General features: G+C 66.8%; 15 protein-coding genes. 5 read left to right on the top strand and 10 right to left on the bottom strand.

The genetic code is table 11. The annotated features are described in order from the left end of the window. Positions 1–13: 13 nt before the first annotated feature. Positions 14–2476, bottom strand: coding sequence for a penicillin acylase family protein (locus tag B3446_RS07460; protein WP_291379328.1), 2463 nt, complete (start codon positions 2474–2476; stop codon positions 14–16). A 329-nt stretch (positions 2477–2805) separates the two neighbouring features. Between B3446_RS07460 and B3446_RS07455 the strand changes: the two genes are divergently transcribed. After that, positions 2806–3855: a hypothetical protein gene (locus B3446_RS07455; protein WP_291379326.1), complete on the top strand. Its 1050-nt coding sequence runs from the start codon at positions 2806–2808 to the stop codon at positions 3853–3855. Positions 3856–3867: 12 nt separating this feature from the next. Here B3446_RS07455 and B3446_RS07450 read toward each other — a convergent pair whose 3' ends face one another. The 6 genes from B3446_RS07450 to B3446_RS07425 form a co-directional block, all read right to left on the bottom strand. After that, positions 3868–4689 carry a hypothetical protein gene (locus B3446_RS07450; protein ID WP_291379324.1) on the bottom strand — a complete coding sequence of 274 codons (822 nt, stop codon included), beginning with the start codon at positions 4687–4689 and terminating at the stop codon, positions 3868–3870. Between the two features lie 65 nt (positions 4690–4754). Then, entirely contained in the window at positions 4755–5306 is a 552-nt protein-coding gene (locus tag B3446_RS07445) for an NADAR family protein (RefSeq protein WP_291379322.1), read from the bottom strand. Between the two features lie 161 nt (positions 5307–5467). Then, positions 5468–5800: a DUF4148 domain-containing protein gene (locus B3446_RS07440; RefSeq protein WP_291379320.1), complete on the bottom strand. Its 333-nt coding sequence runs from the start codon at positions 5798–5800 to the stop codon at positions 5468–5470. Positions 5801–6084: 284 nt separating this feature from the next. Continuing rightward, positions 6085–7170 carry a LuxR C-terminal-related transcriptional regulator gene (locus B3446_RS07435; protein ID WP_191576834.1) on the bottom strand — a complete coding sequence of 362 codons (1086 nt, stop codon included), beginning with the start codon at positions 7168–7170 and terminating at the stop codon, positions 6085–6087. A gap of 296 nt (positions 7171–7466) precedes the next feature. Then, positions 7467–9155, bottom strand: a complete 1689-nt coding sequence (locus B3446_RS07430) for a DUF6138 family protein (protein ID WP_291379317.1) — start codon at positions 9153–9155, stop codon at positions 7467–7469. A 62-nt stretch (positions 9156–9217) separates the two neighbouring features. Then, positions 9218–10192 carry an AraC family transcriptional regulator gene (locus tag B3446_RS07425; protein WP_291379315.1) on the bottom strand — a complete coding sequence of 325 codons (975 nt, stop codon included), beginning with the start codon at positions 10190–10192 and terminating at the stop codon, positions 9218–9220. Between the two features lie 164 nt (positions 10193–10356). Between B3446_RS07425 and B3446_RS07420 the strand changes: the two genes are divergently transcribed. Beyond that, complete coding sequence (locus tag B3446_RS07420) at positions 10357–11100, top strand: SDR family oxidoreductase (protein ID WP_191576831.1); 744 nt, start codon at positions 10357–10359, stop codon at positions 11098–11100. Positions 11101–11125: 25 nt separating this feature from the next. Then, positions 11126–11887: an SDR family NAD(P)-dependent oxidoreductase gene (locus B3446_RS07415; protein WP_191576830.1), complete on the top strand. Its 762-nt coding sequence runs from the start codon at positions 11126–11128 to the stop codon at positions 11885–11887. Between the two features lie 19 nt (positions 11888–11906). On the opposite strand, the gene B3446_RS07410 is transcribed toward B3446_RS07415, so the two are convergent. The 3 genes from B3446_RS07410 to B3446_RS07400 are packed head-to-tail and all read right to left on the bottom strand — an operon-like array spanning position 11907 to position 15125. Next, on the bottom strand, positions 11907–12977 hold the full coding sequence (locus B3446_RS07410; protein ID WP_291379312.1) for an ABC transporter substrate-binding protein: 1071 nt from the start codon (positions 12975–12977) through the stop codon (positions 11907–11909). Beyond that, on the bottom strand, positions 12970–14370 hold the full coding sequence (locus tag B3446_RS07405; protein ID WP_409515318.1) for a sensor histidine kinase: 1401 nt from the start codon (positions 14368–14370) through the stop codon (positions 12970–12972). Before B3446_RS07405 ends, B3446_RS07410 begins: the two co-directional genes overlap by 8 nt. A 53-nt stretch (positions 14371–14423) precedes the next feature. Then, positions 14424–15125 (bottom strand): response regulator transcription factor, encoded by a 702-nt coding sequence (locus B3446_RS07400; protein ID WP_191576827.1) that lies wholly within the window; start codon positions 15123–15125, stop codon positions 14424–14426. 145 nt (positions 15126–15270) lie between these two features. Here B3446_RS07400 and B3446_RS07395 point away from each other — a divergent pair, with 145 nt between their 5' ends. Both B3446_RS07395 and B3446_RS07390 read left to right on the top strand, forming a co-directional pair. Beyond that, entirely contained in the window at positions 15271–16611 is a 1341-nt protein-coding gene (locus B3446_RS07395; RefSeq protein WP_175123048.1) for a CitMHS family transporter, read from the top strand. Between the two features lie 41 nt (positions 16612–16652). Then, a complete protein-coding gene (locus B3446_RS07390; protein WP_175123047.1) occupies positions 16653–17393 on the top strand; it encodes an SDR family oxidoreductase in 741 nt (246 codons plus the stop codon). Positions 17394–17408 lie beyond the last annotated feature (15 nt).

Here is a 17408-nt window from a genome sequence, read left to right as displayed (position 1 = left end):
CCCGGAACTCAGGTCACTTGCCCGCCGGCTGCAGCGTCAGCGTATCCGACCGCTGGCTATCCACCTTGGCCCGGCTGAAGGCCATCGGGAAATACTCGCCCGTCGCCCAGCCCTTGATCAGGTCCTGGTAATGCGGGCTGCGCGGATCCGCCGATTGGCCCGGCACGTTCTGCACGCGCGAGTTGTCCCAGTCGGACACGTCGATCACCTGGCGGTACGACGCGCCGCTGGTCACGCGATAGTCGCTCTTGCGGAACGTCGCGCGATGCACCGTGTCGTTGTCGCCGCCGACCGGATAGCGCGGCGTGCCCCACGCCTTGGCGGTATCGGGCGGCAGCAGGCTGGCCAGGCTGTGATCGAACTGGATGTGGTGCAGCTTGCCCCACTGCCACTGCTTCGAGTCCGGCCCCATCTTCGCGGTGAGCTGCGTCAAACCATCGGCCAGCGCCTGCAACAGCAGGGCGTCGCGGCCCTGTTCCGGACGAGGACCGAAGGCGGCGTCGGGCGTGGCCAGCTTTTCCAGGACCTTGCGAGTGGACAGATCGCCGAATGCCGCGCGCCCGTTCGCCGGCACATACAGGTCGGTCACGCGCTTGACGACCTCGGGCAGCCAGAAGGCATAGACGGTGGCGGCCCGGGAGTCAGTGGCCATGCGGTAATCCCAGTCCTTCAGCAGGCTCAGCGCCGCGCCGACGTTCGCATCCGCCGAGTTCAACGACTTGGCGTAGCCGCCCAGCGTGCGGGCAGGAATCGACAGGTTGTCGAACTGCAGATCCTGCGACTGCTGCACGGTCAGCCCCTTGCCCTCGGCCACGACCTCGCGGATGCGCTGCACGCGGAAGGGCTCAGCCCAAGTGCGCGCCGACATGTCCTTGTACGGATAGTTGGCCGGCAGGTTGTACTCGTTGGCCGTGGCGACATAGCCTTCGGGCGGGTTGAAGACGCGGGGCAGGGAGCTGCCGGGCAGCACGCCGCGCCATTCGAAATCGCCATTGCCCGGCACGGGCAGCATGCCGGACCAGTCGTTGCGCGGACGGATGGGCGCAATGCTGCCGCCGAACCAGCCGATGTTGCCGTCCACGTCTGCGTAGACCATGTTCTCGCTGGGCGTGTAGTGCTTTTCCATGCCGGCCACGAACTCGTTCCAGTTCTGCGCCTGATTCAAGCGCAGGCTGGCCAGATAGGCTGCCGTGCCCGGGAACTCCAGGTAGGCGGCGCGCAGGGCGTAGGCCTTGCGGCGCACCGGGTCTTCATGGATGACCGGACCGTGCCGCGTGAACTTCAGGCTGCGCATGGCAGGCGACGCGCCGCGCACCGGAATGTTCTCGTCGATCTGGCGCATCTTTTCCCAGCGGCCCTGGTAGCGGTATTCGCCCGGATTCGCGGGGTTGGTGTCGTAGACGTACAGGTCTTCCTCGTCACCAAACGCGAAGATGGTCAGGCCGAACGCGATGCGGTCGTTGTGGCCCATCGAAACCCCGGGCAATGCCGGTTCGCCCGCGCCGATCACGTTCCAGCCCGGCGCATTCAGGTGGACCATGTAGCGCAGCGACGGCATCGTGATGGACCGGTGCGGGTCGCCTGCCAGGATGGGCTTGCCGGTGGCGGTGCGTTCGCCGCTCAGCGTCCAGTTGTTGCTTTCGTAGCGCGGCGCCAGCGGATCGAAGGCCGGGTCCAGCGACGCAAGCCGGCCCTCGGACAACGCGCTGGCCAGCTTCGCGCGTTCATCCGCGGCGAGCGGGCTGCGCGGGAAGTCACCCGCCTCGAACTTCTGGCCGTCACGCGCCAGCCGGTAGGTAGTCAGGACGGACTTGTTGATCTGGCGCACGTCCAGGCCGGCAGGCACCTGCAGCGCCAACGGCGGCTCGAAGGTGCTCAGCCCCTGCACGTTGTTCAGGCCCAATGCGGCGATCTGCTCGGACATCCGCACTTCCTCGCTGACGTTGCGCGTCAGGCCGTAGATGCGGATCAGGGGCGTCTCCGGACTCCAGTAGCCCGGCTCGGTGCCGGTCAGCTTGAACTCCGGCGGAAGCTGGTCGGGATTGGCCTTGACCCAGTTCACGTAGGCGTTGATGCCGTTGGCGAATGCGGTGAGGATGGCCTGGCCTTCAGGGTGGTAGCTGGCGAATTCCGCCTGCATGTCGCCGCGGTACAGGAAGAGACGCGCGGCGCGGTCCTGCTCGATGAAGCGCGGGCCGAACTGTTCGGCCATCTTGCCTTCGCCCTGGCGGCGCCACAGGTCCAGCTGCCACAGGCGGTCGCGGGCGGCCGAGAAGCCCTGGGCAAAGAACAGGTCCGCCTGGTTCTTGGCGTAGATGTGGGACACGCCGTGCTTGTCCCTGACGATTTCCACGGGCTGCGAGAGCCCTGGCATGGCAATCGTGTCCTTCTTGCCGCCTGGCGAGGCGCAACCCGCCAGCACTGCGATCAGGCCGCTTGCCAGGAATGCGGCGGCCCTGCGCTTGAACGTACGCATAGACTTCTCCTCCGGTTATTGATCTTTTCTCTGCCGGCAGTACGTCAAACGCTGGAAGCCGCGCCGAACGCAACACCATGCAGCGACTAGAACTAAAGCAGAAGCGTGCGGAGAACTGTTTTATTTGATTAGATCTGGCAGGACTTGTAACGCTTCGTTGAAGTCTGACCACTATGGGGAAGCGCACCTGGCTGACATCACGTCGGTTAGCGGCGCGATCACGCATGAAATTTTTGGTCACGACATCGCGCTCCGGCCGGTAAACTCGGCCGCCCTGGATACCACGGGCGCGCTTGCTGTTCGCCGTCCTCACCCATCGCCGTACCTTCATGCCTATCTCCGACCTCGCACGCAGCCTGTCCCGTCCCATTCTTGCCGCCGATGACCTGGCGTCGATGGAGCAATTCTTCAGCCGGCCCGAGGTTGGCGCCTTTCTGACCCATGCCCGCAGCCCGGCGAACACTGCTGCGGCCCTGCGGGATTGCGCCGATCTTCTGCCGCAACTGCATCCCTCCCATGCCGCAGCGCTGGCGCTGATGGGCGGTTCGCTGGTGGAGGGCGGCGCCGATCCGGCCATTCTGTTTCCCACGCTGCACGCGCTGCTGCGCGACTGGCTGCAACGCCTGCGCCCGTTCTGCGCGCAGGAAGTCGAAGAAGACGACGACGAGGTCGAGGAGACCGACCGCCAGGCTTGGACGGACGCGCAGGCCAGGTTGGCAGCGGTGCCGCAGGACGCGTTCTGGGAGGTCGAAGCCCTGCAGGCCGCCGTGGACGTGCTGGTGCTGCCCATGATGACCATGCTCTTGCGTCACCGCGCCAATCACCAGGCGTTCATCGCCGACGACGCGCTGATGGCCTTGCTGTATGCCATGACCTCGCTCAACGACAGCCTGCCTTTCGACCAGCTGCATTTCCTGTGGCTGGCGTCGCGCGTGAGCTACGAAGACGAACTGGTGGTCGTGCTCCCAGCGTCCGGGACGGGCTTCATTGCCGAGGCGCATGCCATCAACAACACCTTCCACGCCCTCACGCTGCTGCAGATCCTGATCCGCGAACACGCGCAGGCGCTGGGCGTGCGGCGGGACCTCGCGCCGCGCACGCCGGACATGGATGGCGACACGGCTGACTTCCAGTGGTTGCAGGCCGGCGCCTATGCCGGAGGCGAACTGAAGAACATGCTGAAGTGGGCGTGGGGCGAGGCCGCGCTGCGCGACCATCCGTCCCGCCACGGCAAGCGTGTGCTGATCGCGTTGGAAACGGACGAGGGCACCAAACGCAACTGGTCAGGATTCAACGGCGTGATCCACGAGGCGCAGCAGCCGTCGATGACATTCAAGCGCTATCTGACGCCGGAGGAAGTGGCGTCGTACTTGGCGTGAGCTGGTGCAGGTTCAGCTGCGCCCGAACAACCCGTCCACGCTTTCCTGCAGGTCGAAGACGTCCGACACGCCATACAGGCCGACCGGCTCACCCAGATGGCCAGTGTCCGGCGGCGTTTCCACGCAGGCCTTGATCAGCACGAACTGGCCGGCCGGATCCGGCATGAACTTCATGCCGGCGACGGACACTCGTTCGATCCGCAGGCTGCCGTCGTTGTAGCGGCGGCCGCGCGCGGGCTTGTCGCGTAGTTCGTCGATGGCGGGCACATGGTCGAAGACGGCGTCGTAGAACTCGATGACCGGGCTTTGGTTGGTCTGCGCGCAGTGGTGGACATACGCAGCGTGATAGCGGCCGTCGAGCTGGTATGACACCGCGTCGCCAGCCCGGTAGAACGTCAGGCTGTCGGGCAGGCCGGGCGCGCGCTTGAGCGGTGCGGGCGGCGAGTGCAGGAAGGCGGTCTTGATCGCAGCGGTCTTGCGATGAAAATCATCGCTCAGGGCCACGGCCTCGTTCAGGGCGTCGATGGCGGCATCCGCGCGGTCCGCGATGCCGGCGTCGGCGATGCCGTACTTGTGCAGCAGGATGGCCAGCGCCACGGCGGTCTTGTGGCGATACAGCGGCGAGGCCACGTCGTCGCCCGCCTGCAGCACGCAGTTCCAGCGGCGCAGCAGGGGCGCCAGTACGCGGTCCGATGGGTTGGCCGCAATGGCGGCGTCATGGCGGGCGCGCGCCATGGTGTCCGCCAGCAGGCGCGCAAGGTCTTCGTCCAGCGTCTGGACCAGGATGTCGGCGGCGAGTTTCTTCAGCGCCTGGGCGTGGGTGATGGCGGTCATGGTGTCGGTGTCGGATGCACCGCGCCGCCGGCGGAGCCGGCGTGGGCGGCGTGGGCGGCGGAGGATCAGGCCCGCAGCGTGTCCCGCACCTGCATGAGCGCGAAGCCCAGCAGGTTCAGGCCGCGCCACAGGTTGGGATTGGCGATGTGTTCGTCGTCCTGCGCCATGCCCACGCCCCAGATGCGATCCACGGGGCTGGCTTCGACCAGGACCCGGTTGCCGGTCTGGAGCAGGAACTCGCGCAAGTCGGGGTTCTGGCCGAATTTCGCCTCGTTGGCGCGCACGACGATGGCATAGCGGTTGGCCAGCCAGGTCTCGTCGTTAAAGCCCATGACCTGCCGGCCCAGGGCCTTGGCCGCGCCGGGGTTGGGCGCCTTGAACACGAGCGCGCGTGTCGCTTCGTCGCCGAAGAGCCGGGCCTTCTCGGCCATCATGTAGTGTTCCGCGGTGGGGTAGCGCTGGCCTTCGATCTCGAAGGGCGCGCCGTACCACTGGCTGAAGCACGAGGCCGTGACACCGTGCTTGGCGGGCTGATGGCCCCAAAAATTGACGAACTTGAGTTTGGCGCCCGCGTTGTAGCGGCGGCGCAGGTCTTCGATGTAGCGGGTGTCGGTCATGCCGGAAGGCGGGGTCCGGATAAGGATGAGGCTGGAGGATAAAGGGGGATGGTATCCCGCTCGTTACCAGATGCAAGTCGATCCGCCGATTATTTGCCAAATGGCATCGCGCGGCGGGGCAGGCAGCCCCATTGCCGCGCGGGGTCATCGTGTTGCAGACATCACCACCTGCGCTCCGACCCGCTTGCGGGCTGCGCTGCCGACTGGCCCATGCCGCCGGTCCGGACGGTGGATTCGTATTTCTTGTAGTCCTCGATGTACGTGGGCGAGTTGACGTTCGGGCTTTCCTCGCCAGCCCATTGTTCTTCGAGCCCGGCTTCGCGCCATGCGGCCAGGTCGCGTTCGACGTCGGCCCGGGTGGGCGTGAAGTCCGAGGAAGGCGCCGCGGTGGCCGGCGCCTTTGAGGCGGATTGCGCACCCGCGGGGCTGGACAGCAGGGCAAATGCCGCCAGCGCAGCGGGGATGATGGCGCGGAATGGCAGGACAGGCTTCATGAATGGCTCCTTGGGAGTGCGTGGGGGCGCAGCGTTGGGGCCGGTGCCGTTCGGGGCGCGCGCGATGGCGCTACGCGGCCGAGGGCAGCTGCGGGACCGGATGGGCGGAGTCATGGTCCGGCGGGCTCAGGCACCGGTTTGCGGGCCTGCGGATCGCGAGCGCAGACGGGGTGGTGACCCGACAGGCGCTTGGAGGCCCGGGTCTCATGCCTTCGTGCTCATCTTATGGCCACCTGGGTGCAGGCCGCATACCCAAATCTGAGTACACCAGGCGGCGCACTGGCTTACAACAACGACGCCAGGCGGACCAGTTCGGATTGGCGGCTGCACTCCATCTTGGTCAGCAAGGACGCCACCTGCTTGCGCACGGTCAGGACCGAGGCGTGGCGCAGGGTGGCCACTTCCTCGACGCTGTGACCGGCGGCCAGTCCGGCCAGCACCGCGGCTTCGGCATGCGTGATGGAGAACACCGATTGCAGCTTGGTGACGTCCGGCATGGCGAACGCACTCTTCTTGCGCATTCGCATCAACAGCATCCGGCCGCCGATGAGGCTGAGCGCAGGCGGCGCGGCGCTGATGTCGACCCAGAACAGCTCGCCCCAACCCGAGGCCGTGGCCATCGACCGCATCTGGCCGTCACGCGCCACGGCGGCACAGTGCGCATCAAACAGCCGCTGCACCTTGGCGTCCGCGTGGCGCAGCCGGCGGCCATGTAGCGTCCAGCCGTTGACGTCGTCCAGAAAACCCACGGCAAGCGGCGACAGTTTGTCGACGATGCAATCCACGCTGATCAGCAACACGGCTTCGTTGACATCGGAAAACGCGCTTTCCAGCGATTTCCATCCGATCGTGCGGTTGCGCTCGCGTTGCGACAAGTGGTGGCGCAGCACGCGGAAATAACGGGCGTAGTCGCCCGATTGCAGCCGATCGCCCGCCTTCGCGTCGACGGACGAACGCTGAAAGCCGATCGCGGCATGCAGCACGGTGTTCGATTCGATGATGAGCGACAGCACCTGCGCCATGCGATGCCGAGCCATGAAGTCCGCATAGAACTCGGTGCGTTGCAATTGCGCGGGTTCGTACATCCGCGCGGTGTCCAGCCAGGTGCCGGCGGGGGCATTGCGCCCCTCCTGCTCAACAATGTCGCAGTTGCAATAGTGATCCTGGTAATCCGAGACGCACGCGTCGGAAAAACCGATGGTGGTCAGGGTCAGCAGCTTGTTCCTGGCGTCGAACACGATGAGCGCGCCGCTGTCGGCCCCGACCAGATCGCGGGCGGTGCCCAGGATGTCGCGCCACGGCGGTTCGGGGTCGGTCAGATGGTCGACGGCCTCGACGGCGCGGCGCAATGCGATTCGATGATCGGGCATGGCGAGCCTCCAACTCTGGTTCAAACGTAATCGCTGCTACGTGTCACAGATGGTGGTAGGTGGCGCCGGCCGGCAAGACAGGGCGGCGCACCGCTGCTGCGGATCAAAGCGGAGAGCGCGTCGCAGGGAACGTAGGGGGATCGCGGCGGGCCCAGCGCAGATTATCGTCGCAAATTTGCGGGCGATGATGATTTTGGTGCGCTTGCCCGAAAGGAAAATGGCGTGTTGATGCGGCGATACCGGGAAAATTCAACTGGCGTGAAACCCCTGTACATCGCCGCGTCTCACCGCCGCGCTTATTGCGCCAGCAGTTGCAGCAGCAGCGCCTTTTTCGGTTCGTTCGCCTTGCGCGCCAGTGCCGCCAGCTTCTTGTCGGATCCGAACAGCCGTTCGCGCACATGCGCCCTCAGGTGCTCGGGCAGTGCGGCCAGTGCGTCAGCCAGCAGCGCAAGCAATGGCGCATCTTCAATCGTGAACCCCGCGGGCGGCTTGAAGCCGTCGGTGCAGACGCACAGGCATGTCACGACGGTGGCAAGGGTGTGCGGCGTCAGGCCGTGCTGTTCGAGGAACACGGTGGTGAAGCGGTCCTGTACTGACTGATGTTCGTCGTCCACCAGATCCATGTAGTGGCGCAGCAGCGCAAAGTGGCTGGCGTCGGCCAGACCCAGCGCAAACGCCGCATACGTGCCGGACAGGCAGGCCTTTTCGGCCTCCGCATCCGAATACCACTCGTAGGGCTGGATGGCGGCGTGCGCATAGCGCGCCAGCGCATCGTGCGCCTCGGGATGCTGCGCGGCATTGGCAAAAAAGCGATGCGTGTCGGACTTGGCCAGGCCCTTGATGGGCAGGTAATGGCGCGCTCGGCTTTTCAGTTCGATGCGGTAGCCGGCCGGAAAGCCCGCGCGCAACAGGCCGGCGAGGAAGTCCAGCGCCTGGATGTAGGCCGCCGGCGACTCCTGCCGGACCGCAATAGACACGGTGGCAAGCACGTCGTTGGCGGCGCAGGTGACGGTGTCGTTCGCCAGACGCGCGCAATCGGCGGGTATGGCGCCGCTGCCGCTGGCAAGCAGGGTTTCGGCACGCGCGCTGCCCACGTCGCGCGCCAGCTCCAGAAAGGTCAGGCCAAGCGGCCGCGCATAACCGGGCTCAAAGCGCAGGATCAGCGTTGCCGCGTACAGCAGCAGGTCGATGCCGCGGTCGTTGGCATCCAGCGTTGCGCCGGGCTTGCGCGTGTAGGTGTTCGTGCGGAAGGCGTTCTGCGACACGTCGAAATAACGCGGCAGATACTGCTCCTCGGACCAGCGGCGCAGCGCGTGGATGAGGGAGCCCCGCTGCTCGGCCAGCGACTCCTGGCCCGCGTTCAGCGCCAGCACGCGCGTGAAGACGGCAATCAGCCAGGGGTAATCGAACTTCGGAAACAGGCGTTCGTCCAGCAGATGGCGGCACAGCAGGCTGATGTGCAGGCGGCCGGTGGGCTGGGCGCCGTTCAGCACTTCCTGGTCTACGTATTGCGCGACGCGTTCGCGCAGGCCTTGCTGCTTGGCCTCGTCGGTGTGGTCCACCAGCGTCAGGCGCAGACGGCCCTCGGTGGTGGGAAACTGCGCACGAAAGCGGAAGTGGTGGTCCAGGTGCGGTTTGCCGGCCAGCCGGGCGATGCGTTCAAGGACGGCCTCGCGCAGCACGGGCGCCAGCGATTCTTGGACGGCATCGGGACTGAGCGGGCCGTTACGGCCTTCGGCGCGCAGACCGTCTTCGTCGTCGGGCTCCCAGCTGGGCATGACGTCGAACATGATGCGCGAGGGCTCGTACTCCAGCAGGATCTCGCTGTGGATGCCGGCCTGAAGCGGCGTGCGCGCCACGATCGCATCGATGTCGTCGCGCGCTTCCAGCTTGTCGAACCAGCCATGAATGGCGGCAAGCGTCTCATCCTGGATCTGCTGGGCGGTCTTGTGATGCAGGCCAATGGCGCGGGACTCGTGGGACATCGTGATTCGTGAGGGTGGCAACAGGTGCGCCGAATGCTACACGATGGGGCGCCGCGGCCGCCTCAGTGCCGGGACGCGAAATCGCCGATGGCGGCCGCGGGCGACAGCGCGAACGACGCCTTCATATCGCGCACTTCCTCCACAGGCGTGCGGCCGAAGAAGCGCTTGAACTCGCGGCTGAACTGCGATGCGCTTTCGTAGCCGACGCGGGCCGAGGCCGACGCGGCGGTCAGGCCGTCGCGGATCATCATGAGGCGCGCCTGATGCAGCCGCGTGGACTTGATGTACTGAATGGGCGAGGTTTGCGTCACCGCCTTGAAATTGACGTGAAAGGCGGGGACGCTCATGCCGGCTTCCTGCGCCAGATGCGTGACGTCCAGCGGCTGGGAATAGTCCGTATGGATGCGGCGCAGCGCGCGGGCAACGCGTCCGAAGCGGCCCGGATGCGCCAGGGCGGCGCGCAGGGCGCCGCCTTGCTCGCCGCTCAGGACGCGAAAGCAGATTTCGCGCACCAGCGCCGGGCCGAGGATCTCCGCATCGAGCGGATGGCACAGCGCGCGCAATAGGCGCACGGTGGCGTCGGCCAGTTCATGGGACAGCGGGGTCGAGGCGATGCCGAGCGGCGCGTCGCCGTTGTGGGCGCCTGCGCCTGCTGCGGCTTCGGGACCTGCGCCCGAGCGGTTATCGATCGCCACCACCAGATCGGCCACGGTCGCCAGATCCATCCGGATGGACACCGCAAGCATCGGTTCCTCCTTGCTCGCCTGCGTTTCCGTGGAAAAGGGCAGGGGCACGGACAGCACCAGAAAGTGCTGCGCGTCGTAGACGTAGGTTTCGTCGCCCAGAAAGCCGAGCTTGCGGCCCTGGCACACGATCACGATGCCGGGCTCGTAAAGCACCGGCGTTCGGCCCAGCGGCCGGTCCGAGCGCATGAAGCGCACGCCATCCAGTGCGGACAGGCTGTAACCCTCGTTGGGCGCCAGGCGGTCGATGAGGGCAATCATTTCGCGCGACAGCGGATTGGACGGCAGCGTCATGGGGCATCCGTGGTTCGGTTCCGGTGCGGGACATTCTACCGGCGCCCAACGGGGCGGAACAGGGCCGACGATAGGAATGGGCAAGGGTGCGATAGACGCAGGTATTCGCGCGCGGCGCCGCAATCCTTAGCATTTCAGCTACGTAAACGACTTGGAGAGTGACCATGACTTCGACTCAGAACCGGCAATCCAAAGTGGTGCTGATCACCGGCGCCAGCAGCGGCATCGGCGAGGCCACGGCGCGGCTGCTGGCCGCGCAGGGCCACCGCGTGTACGTGGGCGCGCGCCGCACCGACCGGCTGGAAACACTGGTGCAAGAGATTCGGGCAAACGGCGGCACAGCAGCGTTTCGCGCGCTGGACGTCACGTCGGCCGAGGACACGCGGGACTTCGTGCGCGGCGCCGAGGCGGCCTACGGGCAGGTGGACGTGATCGTCAACAACGCGGGCGTGATGCCGCTGTCGCCGCTGAATTCGCTGAAGGTGGACGAGTGGGACCGGATGATCGACGTGAACATCCGCGGCGTGCTGCACGGCATCGCCGCCGTGTTGCCGGGGATGGAGCGCCAGGGACACGGACAGGTGATCAACGTGTCTTCCATCGGCGGGCTCGCCGTGTCGCCGACGGCGGCGGTGTATTGCGCGACCAAGTTCGCAGTGCGCGCGATCTCGGACGGCTTGCGACAGGAGACCGACAAGATTCGCGTGACCGTGGTCTGCCCCGGCGTCGTCGAATCGGAACTGGCCGACACCATTACCGACGACACCGCGCGCGTGGCGATGCAGTCGTTCCGCCGCGTGGCCCTGCATCCGGACGCCATCGCCCGCGCCATTGCGTATGCCATCGAACAGCCTGACGACGTGGACGTCAGTGAAGTGGTGGTGCGCCCGACGGCCAGCCCGCATTGAACGTACAACCATAAGGAATCGAACCATGACGGCAACGACTATTTCTGACCAACCCTTTTCCGGCCAGACCGCCATTGTGACCGGCGCCGCCAGCGGCATCGGCCTGGCCACCCTGGAACTGCTGCACGCGCAGGGGGCCCGCGTCGTGGCGGTGGACCGGGACGAGGCCGTGCGCGCGCTGGCGCGGCCCGGCGTCGAACCCCTGGTGGCCGATATCTCGCGGGAAGACAGCGCCGAACGGGCCGTCAAGACCGCGATGGACCGCTTCGGCAGGCTCGACATCCTGGTGAACAACGCGGGCGTCATCATCAACAAGCCGGTGATCGACATGACGCTGGACGACTGGGAAGGCATTCTTGCCGTGAACGCCACGGGCGCCTTCCTGTTTTCTCGCGAAGCGATGCGCGTGATGGTGCCGGCGGGCCGCGGCGCGATCGTCAACGTCGGCTCGTACGCCTGCTACCAGGCCTTTCCGACCATTGCGGCCTACGCGGCTTCCAAAGGCGCGCTGGCGCAGCTGACGCGCGCGTTGTCGCTGGAGGCGATCGAGCACGGCATCCGCGTAAACGCCGTGGGATCGGGTGACGTGGTCACCAACATCACCAACCACATTCATGCAGACGGTCCGGGCTTTCTGGCCGAGCACGGCAAGAACGCGCCGATCCGGCGTGCGGCCGAGCCGCGCGAGATCGCGGAGGTGATTGCGTTCCTGGCATCGGAGAAGGCCAGCTACATCGTGGGCGCTGTGGTGATGGCCGACGGGGGCATGAGCGTGGCGCTGCGCTAGGCGTAATGGGCGTGCGGTGTCAGCGGGGCGGAAAAATCGCCGCGCGCCACAGGTCCAAAAAGTGGCGCTTTTTCAGCGGGTCCAGGTACACCAACAGGCCGACGCCCAATGCCACGGGCCGCACGCCGGCCGCGGGCACAACCGATGCGCTGACCGGCCGCATGCCGGACTGACGCGCCAGCGCATCCTGCCCGCGCGCCGACAGCAGATAGTCCAGGAACAGCGCGCCCAGGTCACCGCGCGGCGCCTGCTTCGGAATGATGGCCGAGCGCGACAGCATCAGCGTGTAGTCCTGCGGATAGATGATCGCGAGCGGCGCGCCGTTGTCGATGCGGTGCCGGGTATAGGACTCCAGCAGGTTGTAGGCGAGCGTCACGTCGCCGCTTTCCAGCTTGTCCAGCGCGTGTTCGGTGGACTCGTGGATGGACACGCCGTTGCGGCCGAAGGCGCCAAGCAGCGCGCCCGCCATGCTGTCCAGCCGCGTGTCCTGCGTGGCCGCCAGATAGCCGATGCCGCTGCCCTGCACGTCGTAGGTGGAGATGCGCCCGGCGAGCGGCTGGTCCGGCGCCTGCAGCAGCGACAGCAGTTCGCGACGGGTGTGCGGCACGCGCACGGCGTCGAGCTTGCGCGTGTTGTAGACCATCACGATGGGGTCGGTGCCGATGCTGAAGACCTCATCGCGCCAGTTGGCCCAGCCGGGCAGGGCGCGCGTCTGCGGCGATATGTGCACGCGCGCGTAGCCGTCGTTGACCAGCTTGGTCTGCAGGTCCATGGCGCTGCTGATGACGATGTCGGGCCCGGACGGGACGCCGGGCGCGTTGGCAGCGCGGGCCACGGTGTCACTGTAGAGATCCTGCGTCGACAGCTCGGTGTATTCCAGCCGCACGGACGGGTTGAGTTTGCTGAAGTCTTCCAGCACGCCGCGAAACACCTGCACGCTGTTGGACGCGTGCACGACCAGCACGTTGCTGCTGTCGGCCGGGCCCAGCGTGAGGCCGCTGCCGCTCACTTCGGCGGTGTGGCTGATCGCGGACAGCGTCAGCGCGGCGATCGCGGCCAGGCCGCGCAGGATGGACCGGGCGTCACGCATGATCGGCTTTCGCGGGCAGGGAGGTTGCGGGCAAGGTGATGACGGCGTCCAGCCCGCCGCCCACGCGATTGCTCAGGCTGAGCGTGCCGCCATGAATGTCGGCGACGCGCTTGATGATGGACAGACCCAAGCCGGCGCCGGGCGAGCGGGGATTGGGGCCGCGCGCAAACCGTTCGAAGGCCGTGTTGGCCAGCGCCGGCGGAATTCCCGGCCCCTGGTCGGACACCGTGACGCGCCAGCCGCCGTCGTGCGGATCCAGCCGCACGTCGATGTGGCCGTCGTCGTTGGCGCCATGGCGCAAGGCGTTGTCGATGAGGTTCTTGAAGGCTTCGCGCAGCATCAGGCTGTCGCCCATGACGCGCGGCGGATTGCCGGCGTTGGCGGATGGCAGATGCAGCCGGACGTCGGGCTGCGGATCGGCCTGCGGGACGGTGTCGTACACGGCCTGGCTCAGCAGCTCGGCCACGTCGACGGGCTGGAACTGCCGGACGTTGCTGCGGTGGATGACGCTGGCGTCGCTGAGTAGCTGGTTGACCAGGCGCGACAGCTTTTCGGCGTTGCGCAGCACGGCCAGGAGGCTGCGCCGCTGTTCGGCCGGATCGTCCTCGTCCAGTGCAAGCTCCATCTGCGCATGCAGCGCGGCAAGCGGGGTGCGCAGCTGGTGTGCGGCCTCGGCGATGAACAGGCGCAGGGTGTCCAGGTTTTCCGACAGCCGGCCCATGAAGCCATCCAGCGAGTGAACCAGCATGTCCAGTTCCTCGGGCACCGGCGCGGCGATGGGATGCAGGTCCGATGCGGTGCGGCCGGCCAGTTCGCGTTCGACCCGCTGGATGGGCGACAGCGACCGCTGCAATCCCCAATACGCCAGCGCCAGCGCGGCGGCGGTAAAGCCGATCAACGCCAGTGTGCCTTGCCACAGGATGCGGTCGGCCAGCGCGTTGCGCGCCTCGCGCGTCTGGGCGACCTGGATGATCGCGGTCTCGGTTTCTTGCGGGCCGGCTACCTTGCGTTCCATCCAGGCGACGCGCACCGGCTCGCCCTGGTATTCGGTTGCATAGAGCTGCGGCTTGCTGGCGTCGGCATTGCCGCGCGCGGGCGGCGCGGGCAGGTCGCCGTACCCCGAGATAAGCGCGCCGCGCGCCGAAGCCACCCGGTAGAACACGCGGTCTCGCGGCGCCTGCTCCAGCAGCGCAAGCGCCGCGTAGGGCATGTCCATCTGCCACTCTCCCTGCACGAGCTGCAGGCTGTCGGCCATGGACAGCACCGACGCGCGCAGCAGCTGATCGTAAGTGGTGTCGGCGGTCTGGTGCGCATAGCCGCGCACCAGCAGGTAGATCGCGCCCAGCCCCACCGCGAACAGCGCGCCGAGCACGGTCAGCAGCCGGCGGCGCACGGAAATGCGGCGAGGCTGCTCTGAACGCGGCCGATGCATGGCGTGGCGGGCCGCTACGGTAGCGGCGGGGCCGAGGACTCGCCGTCCGTGCCTTCCGCCGTCAGCAGGTAGCCGGTGCCGCGCTGCGTCTCGATGCGCAACGGCGAGCCTTCCAGCTTGCGGCGCAGCCGGGCGATGTAGACCTCGATGGCGTTGGGCGCGGCGTCGTCGTCGAACGCGAACAGCTTGTTCGCGATTTCGCTCTTGCTGACGGCGCGGTTCATGCCGGCCAGCAAAATTTCAAGCAGGCTGAATTCACGCTTGGGCAGGTCGATGCGCCGGCCGGCCAACGTGACCTGCCGTGCCGCGCTGTCGATGACAAGGTCGCCAAAGCGCAGGGTGCCCGTGGCCTGCGGGCTGGGACGGCGCAGCAGCGCGCGGCAGCGGGCTTCCAGTTCACGGAAATCGAAGGGCTTGGCCAGGTAGTCGTCCGCGCCGGTATCCAGGGCGTGCACGCGGTCTTCGATGTCGATGCGTGCGGTCAGCGCCAGGACGGGCGTCTTGCTGCCCCGGTCGCGCAGCCGGTGCAGGATGTCAAAGCCCGACATGCGCGGCAGGCCGATGTCCAGGATGACGAGATCGAAGGTCTCGTACTGCAGCACGCCGTCGGCATTCAGGCCATCGTTCTGGCTGTCGACCGCATGGCCGAGACGGCGCAGCCGGCGCACGAGTGCGTCGGACAAATCCTCATCGTCTTCGATTACCAGGATGCGCATAGCGCCGATTGTCGCATGGCAAGTTGACCCCCTCGCGGCCAACAAAAACGACAGGTTCCAGACAGCTTTTCTTCCTAGTCTTGCGTACCCGCTTCCCCAGCCGGAGGCAGGCACACATAACAACGACTAGCTGGAGATAACCCTCATGCTTCTGACCCTGCTTGGCTTCGGCATGGTGATCACGTTCATGACGCTGATCATGACCAAGCGCCTGTCGCCGCTTGTCGCCCTCATCCTTGTCCCCATTATCTTTGCGCTGCTCGGCGGCTTTGGCGCGGGCATCGACAAGATGATGCTGGACGGCATCCGCAAGATCGCCCCGACCGGCGTGATGCTGATGTTCGCCATCCTGTATTTCGGCGTGATGATCGACGCGGGCCTGTTCGACCCCATCGTCGGCCGCATTCTGCGCGCGGTGAAGGGCGATCCGCTGAAGATCGTGGTGGGCACGACCGTGCTGGCGCTGGTGATCTCGCTGGACGGCGACGGCTCCACCACCTACATGATCGTGGTGGCGTCGATGCTGCCGCTGTACCGCCGCCTGAAGATGAACGCGCTGTCCATGACCTGCCTGGCGATGCTGGCCAGCGGCGTCATGAACCTGACGCCATGGGGCGGACCGACCGCGCGCGCCGCCAGCGCCCTGCACGTGGACGCGGGCGACATCTTCGTGCCGCTGGTGCCGGTGATGGGCGTGTCCATCGTGGCGATCCTGATCCTGGCGTTCTTCCTGGGCCTGCGCGAGCGCCGCCGCCTGGGTGTGCTGGCGCTGCCGGAGGGCGCGTCGCTGCATGCCGGCTACGACGAAGATGGTCCGAAGAATCTGCCCGAGATCGAGGTCGACCATGACCTGCGCCGTCCCAAGCTGCTGTGGGTGAACGCCGGCCTGACGCTGGCGCTGATGGTGAGCCTGGTGCTGGGCGTGCTGCCGCTGCCCGTGCTGTTCATGATCGCCTTCGCGATTGCGCTGATCATCAACTACCCGAACCTGGCCGAGCAGCGCCGCCGCGTGGCGCAGCATGCCGGCAACGTGCTGTCGGTGGTGTCGCTGATCTTCGCGGCGGGCATCTTCACCGGCATCCTGTCGGGCACGGGCATGGTCGAAGCCATGTCGCGCAGCCTGCTCGCCGTCATTCCCGACGCGCTGGGACCGTATCTGGCGGGCATCACGGCGCTGGTCAGCCTGCCGTTCACGTTCTTCATGTCGAACGATGCCTTCTACTTCGGCGTGCTGCCGATCCTGAGCGAAGCCGCGCAAGGCTACGGAATCACGCCCGTCGAGATGGCGCGCGCCTCGCTGATCGGTCAGCCGGTTCACCTGCTCAGCCCGCTCGTGCCGTCCACGTACCTGCTCGTCGGCCTGGCCGGCGTGGAGTTCGGCGACCACCAGCGCTATGCGCTGAAGTGGGCCACGATGGTCTGCATGGTGATGCTGGCGGCCGCCCTGGCGTTCGGCCTGTTCCCCCTGGTGGGCGCGGCCGCCTGATTCCCCGCGGCGCCTGCCGCACGACTTTGAAAGGAAGCACCATGGCTTTGCGCATCGCTTACGTCACCAGCGGCATGGGCCACACCGGCACCGCCATCTGCCAGGCGCTGCATCGCGCCGGCCATCGCGTGGTCGCCGGCTGCGGTCCGCGCTCGTCCCGCAAGGATCACTGGCTGAAGGAACAGAAGTCGCTGGGTTACGACTTCATTGCCTCGGAAGGCGACGCCACCGACTGGGCATCGACCGAGGCGGCATTTGCCAAGGTTCGGCGCGAGGTCGGCCAGATCGACGTGCTGGTCAACAACGCCGGCTCCATGCTGGACATGCGCTTTCGGCAGATGAGCCACGCCGACTGGTCGGCGGTTCTGCGCAGCAACCTGGACACGCTCTTCAACAGCACCAAGCAGGTCGTCGACAGCATGGCGGACCGCGGCTGGGGGCGGATCATCAACATCGGGTCGGTGGCCGCCGAGAAAGGCCAGATCGGCCAGATCAACTTCGCGACCGCCAAGGGCGCGGTTATCGGCTTCACGCGCTCGCTCGCGCAGGAAGTCGCGGCGCGCGGCGTGACGGTGAACCTGGTGTCGCCGGGCTTCATCGCCGACGACACGGTCCGCGCCTTCCCGCCCGCGCTGCTGGACCGCATCGTCGAAAGCGTGCCGGTGGGCAGGCTGGGCACGGCGCAGGATCTGGCCGGGCTGTGCGTGTGGCTGGCGTCTGACGAGGCCGCGTTTGTCACCGGCGCCAACTACGCCATCAACGGTGGCGTGTACATGAGCTGATGCCGAGGCGTCAGG

It is taken from the genome of Achromobacter sp. UBA5777, from assembly GCF_002418565.1.
Classification (GTDB): domain Bacteria; phylum Pseudomonadota; class Gammaproteobacteria; order Burkholderiales; family Burkholderiaceae_B; genus Achromobacter; species Achromobacter animicus.
The sequence above is the reverse complement of the archived record's forward strand: the minus strand, read 5'-3'. Positions and strand labels throughout refer to the sequence as shown.